This is a genomic window from Oscillibacter sp. ER4 (assembly GCF_000765235.1).
Taxonomy (GTDB): Bacteria; Bacillota; Clostridia; order Oscillospirales; family Oscillospiraceae; genus Hominicoprocola; species Hominicoprocola fusiformis.
Map to the genome: position 1 here is coordinate 1 of NZ_JPJG01000089.1, position 4737 is coordinate 4737.

The following is a 4737-nucleotide window of genomic DNA, read 5'->3' on the forward strand; positions in this document are numbered from 1 at the left end:
TCAAGTCCCGCCTCGCGCACCATGATTGATCCTTGAAAGCATTGTGCTTTCAAGGATTTTTTCGTTTCTGCGATTCTTTGACCCTTATTTATACCCTTTACGGCTTGGTCACATTGTGGATGTATTGGTCCATTCTGTTTGCGCTTTCATGCTTCATGCTGCTTGTGGCATGGGCATATACATCAAGTGTGAATGCCGCCGTTTGGTGTCCAAGGTTTTCCTGTACAGTTTTGATGTCATCGCCGGACTTTAGACTGTTAACGGCGTAGGTGTGGCGAAGATCATGGAACCTTGTTGCATCAAGATGAAGGCGGCGCATGACTTTTTTGAATGCAAGATAGACCGTTTGATTGCAGAGGTAACGGCCTGTTTCCGTGGTGAATACAAGATTGTCTGAGTTCTCCCAGCCATCTTTCAACCGTGCTGCCCATCGCTGCTGCCGGATCTGCTGTTTTTTAAGTGCATCCATCACACCGTCTGCCGCTTCGATGAGGCGGGGACGGTCGTTTTTTAGACTGCTGAAACAATACTCGCAAGTGCCTTTTTTCTTGCCGTGCTGTTTGTTTATCAGCAGTGTGTGTTTTTCAAAATTCACACAGTCCCAAGTCAAACCAAGCACTTCTCCTTGCCGCAGCCCCGTGAAAACGGTGACGAAGTACACCAGCTCATAGGTATCTCCGCGAATCTCCTTAAGAAACGCGCATAATTCATTATCTTCCAGAGGCTTTATCTGTTTTTTCTCAATGCGCGGCAGCGTGACAGCTGTGAGGGGATTATTGCGGATGTAACCCATTTTCTGAGCTTGTTCCAGAGCACGGTGTAATACTCCATGCACATTTTTGATGGTCTTCGGCGAGAGCCATTTTTCTGTTTGCAGTTCATTATACATTTGCTGGATCATGGCAGCAGTTAACTTTGAGAGGGGAACAGCCCCGACATAGGGAATGATATTTAGCCTTACATGATCTTGATAGCTCTTGCGAGTAGCGGGCTTTACGTTGCCGATGTATTCTTCTACCCACGTATTCAACCAATCTGCGGTTTTGAGTCGGGGAACATCCATATATGTTCCCTCATCGATCTCCGCGGTGATTGCGGTGAGTTTTTGCCGCACTTCCTTCTGCGTTTTGCCATAGACGGATTTTTGAATCTGCTTTCCCGTTCCGGGATCGATGCCAAGGGTATAGCGTGCCTCCCAGCGTCCGTCAGGGCGCTGGCGGATCGTGCCGCCGCCCTTGGCTCCTTTTGTCATTCGTGTTGCCAATGAAAAGGCAATGGGCGCGCCAAAGCGCATTGAAGAGATTGTCCGCTACACGTTGGAGCACTTCGACCAGAAGACAAAGCGCAACAGCTTTTATACCCTCAAAGGACAGCGCACGGCGGGGTTCAACTCTATCTTTGCCGTCAGTTCGATACCGATGGCGATGAAGTATTACACGGAGTTCAAGCGCCAGCTTGCTGAACAGCAGCGCGAGCTGACGGTTGCTACCATTTTCAGCTTTGCAGCAAATGAGGCAGACCCGGAAGATGTGATGCCGGAAGAGGGCTTTGATACGGAAGCATTGGACAAGACGTCAAGGGACTTTCTGGATGGTGCTATCGCGGATTACAACAAGGCTTTCCACACAAACTTTGACACTTCGGCGGATAAGTTCCAGAACTACTACAAGGATCTGTCCATGCGGGTAAAGAGCAGAGAGGTCGATATCCTGATTGTGGTCAATATGTTTCTGACAGGTTTTGATGCGACCACACTGAATACGCTGTGGGTAGATAAAAACCTTAAAATGCACGGACTGATCCAGGCGTTTTCCCGCACGAACCGAATTTTGAATTCCGTCAAGACCTTCGGCAATATTGTTTGCTTTAGAGACTTGCAGCAGGCGACCGAGGATGCGATCGCGCTGTTTGGAGATAAAGAAGCGAACAGTATCGTGCTGTTGAAGGATTATGATTCCTATTACTCAGGCTACACAGACGACAAAGGGAAGGACGTACCGGGGTATCAGGACTTGGTCGATGAATTAACGGAAAAGTTTCCAATCGCCGAGCCAATCATTGGGGAGCAGAATGAAAAAGATTATATCAAGCTCTACGGCAAGATATTACGGCTAAAAAATATCCTCAGCACGTTTGACCGCTTTGCGGGCAACGAGCTGTTGCCGGAGCGAGTATTTCAGGACTATCAAAGTGTCTATATTGATCTCTATCAAAAGTATCGTCCTAAAATCGACGGCGACAAGGAAAACATCAACGATGATATCGAGTTCGAGATCGAGTTGATCCGTCAGGTCGAGATCAATATTGACTATATCCTTATGCTGGTCGGGAAATATCATGCGTCGAACTGCAAGGATAAAGAAATACTCGGAGCCATTGACAGAGCAATCGACTCCAGCATTCAGCTTCGCAGCAAAAAGGACCTGATTCAGGGATTCATTGAGACAGTCAATGCTTCGACCGTGGTGGACCGGGATTGGCGCATTTATGTGGAAAAGCAGAAAGAGCAGGATCTTGACCAGATCATCGCAGAGGAAAAACTGAAGCCGGATGAAGCCAAGCACTTTATTGATAACTCATTCCGAGATGGTACACTGAAGACGACGGGAACGGATTTTGACAGGATCATGCCGCCGGTTTCCCGCTTTGGCGGCGGAAGCCGCACGGAGAAGAAACAGGGTATCATTCGGCGACTGTCCGGTTTTTTTGAGAAGTATCTCGGCGTTGCATAATGCGGCGCGGCATGGTATGCTGGGAAAAAGGGAGGTGTCAGTATGCGTTGTCCATGGTGCGGAAATCCGGCAACGACGCATGGGACCTGGTGGGAGTGCCATTATTGCGGCGACAGCGGCAACCTGCCGAGACGGCCCAAAATCGTAATGTCGGTAGACGTGGAAGAAGTTCCCAAACTGACGCCGGAGAGCCTTGCGACGACAGCTGATCCTGATACGGCATTGCTGCTGCGAAAATTTTCCGAGTACCTAAGTGCGTGGGACATGGATGAGCTTTCAGCTATGGGTGCATCGGAGATCATTGAGCGAGCCTACGACGAGAAGCAAGAGACGGGCATCGCTATGTGGGGGACACTGCTGCGCACGGCAGGGAGTAGATTAAAATCTCCGCGGGAGGCAGAATGGCTGCTGCACACCTGCTGCCCCTACGGTGAGGATGATTTTTGTGAAACTCTTTTAGACGAGCTGGCAAGGAATGAAAAACTGGTTTGCTGCATTTTTCAAAGCGCCTATGTCGGTGCGGAGCAATATCACTTGATAGATGCCGCGGCGGAGTCGGGAAGACCGGAACTCATGGCGCGATTTATGGCGGCGTTGGGAGGAAACCACTTTCCGAGAAAAAAGTGGGAAGTCCCTTATCAAGAGTTTGAGGAACTGTGTGTAGCGCGCAGCCGAGAGACAGTATCGGAACAGGAGAACACTGAGAAGATTTCCGATGCTGAGAAAACGGACATGCCGCAAGCTGTCTCGGCGGAGCGGAAAAAGCTCAGCGGCGGAGTGATCATTGCTTTTGCTGTGCTTGTGATGCTTTGCGTCGGGATATTTGCCAGCCTCCGTTGGAACAGCACCGTTCAAAGTCATGACGAGCCGGCGCCGCCGGCGACGAATAGCACGGATTTGAAAACCCAAAATAGCGGAGTTAATGAGGAAAAAGTCAAAGAAGTAGACGCGCAACAAACGGAAAAAGAACGGTATTCTGGTAAACTGCCTGTTGAGGGAATGCCGGTGCGCTGCCTAAAATACACTACACTGGGTGCTCCGGACAAGAGGCTTGACTGTAAGAACTTTGACAAGCTGGAGCTGGGGCAAAAATACTTTAATGTCTACTGGTACGGTGAAAACGGCGAGATTATCGCCGCCGGTATGTGTGCTCAGTGGAAAAACGACAGCGAATTTATGCTGAAGTCCTTCTCACAGTATTACCCCGGACAGAAAGGTGAGACACAGACTACCGATTCAGGAAATTCTTCCGATACCGGTCCCGGCAGTGGTTCCAGTCTGCGGGAAGACTACGATGATCCTGAAGATCTATATGAAGACGGCGACTATGAAGACCTCGACGAGGCCTGGGACGAATGGGAGGAAGGGTGGTAAACACCCTTCCTCCGGCGTATTATTACTTTATTTGTTTATGATATCGCGTAATACGACTTCCTCTGCCGCGCTGCGGATGTTGTTCATCGCACCGACCCAAGTTATTTGATCCTCGGCTTTTAGCTGCTCTGTGATGCCTTGCGCCTGCGCCATCTGCTCGATCAAGAGACGCAGCATCTTGTTTGCCTCACGATCAATCTCGTTGAGATGATGTGTCAGTTGACCGGAGGTTTTCAAATTGATATAGGTCACTCGGCGATGCGCCTTTAGATACTTTAGCCGCATACGGCCAAAGCGTCCGTAAGTCGGTTCTTCCCAGGATACCACCAGATTGGGCAGGCAGTACTCTCCATACTTACTGTATGTAATTTCCATTATGTAATCGTCCTTTCGTGATCCTGAATTTGACCCTTATTTTGACCCTTTAGCGGGTCATCTTCTATAAAACAATCGGACTGACTGGTACAGATTGTTTTACGCTCCAGACGGTTTAACACGTATTTGTACGAGAAAAGTTGCTAAAAACACCTGCGCTGATATTCAAGTCCCGCCTCGCGCACCATGATTGATCCTTGAAAGCATTGTGCTTTCAAGGATTTTTTCGTTTCTGCGATTCTTTGACCCTTATTTA

At 49.1% G+C, this 4737-nt stretch carries 4 protein-coding genes; 2 read left to right on the plus strand and 2 right to left on the minus strand.

Annotated elements, in window-relative coordinates:
• Positions 1–97: 97 nt before the first annotated feature.
• The gene (locus tag NI20_RS0112240) at positions 98–1252 is read right to left on the minus strand and encodes a tyrosine-type recombinase/integrase (RefSeq protein ID WP_033121680.1); all 1155 of its coding nucleotides are present in this window, start codon (positions 1250–1252) and stop codon (positions 98–100) included.
• On the opposite strand from NI20_RS0112240, the gene NI20_RS0112245 reads away from it, so the two are divergent.
• On the plus strand, positions 1224–2732 hold the full coding sequence (locus NI20_RS0112245) for a hypothetical protein (protein ID WP_369699419.1): 1509 nt from the start codon (positions 1224–1226) through the stop codon (positions 2730–2732). The genes NI20_RS0112240 and NI20_RS0112245 overlap by 29 nt on opposite strands.
• A gap of 42 nt (positions 2733–2774) precedes the next feature.
• Positions 2775–4106: a hypothetical protein gene (locus NI20_RS0112250; protein ID WP_033121678.1), complete on the plus strand. Its 1332-nt coding sequence runs from the start codon at positions 2775–2777 to the stop codon at positions 4104–4106.
• Positions 4107–4133: 27 nt separating this feature from the next.
• On the opposite strand, the gene NI20_RS0112255 is transcribed toward NI20_RS0112250, so the two are convergent.
• Positions 4134–4481 (minus strand): TnpV protein, encoded by a 348-nt coding sequence (locus tag NI20_RS0112255; protein WP_033121679.1) that lies wholly within the window; start codon positions 4479–4481, stop codon positions 4134–4136.
• Positions 4482–4737: the final 256 nt, after the last annotated feature.

Excerpts from the sequence above, each read along its gene's own strand:
- NI20_RS0112240 (WP_033121680.1), bottom strand. The coding sequence starts at position 1,252 with ATGACAAAAGGAGCCAAGGGCGGCGGCACGATCCGCCAGCGCCCTGAC.
- NI20_RS0112250 (WP_033121678.1), top strand. The coding sequence starts at position 2,775 with ATGCGTTGTCCATGGTGCGGAAATCCGGCAACGACGCATGGGACCTGG.
- NI20_RS0112255 (WP_033121679.1), bottom strand. The coding sequence starts at position 4,481 with ATGGAAATTACATACAGTAAGTATGGAGAGTACTGCCTGCCCAATCTG.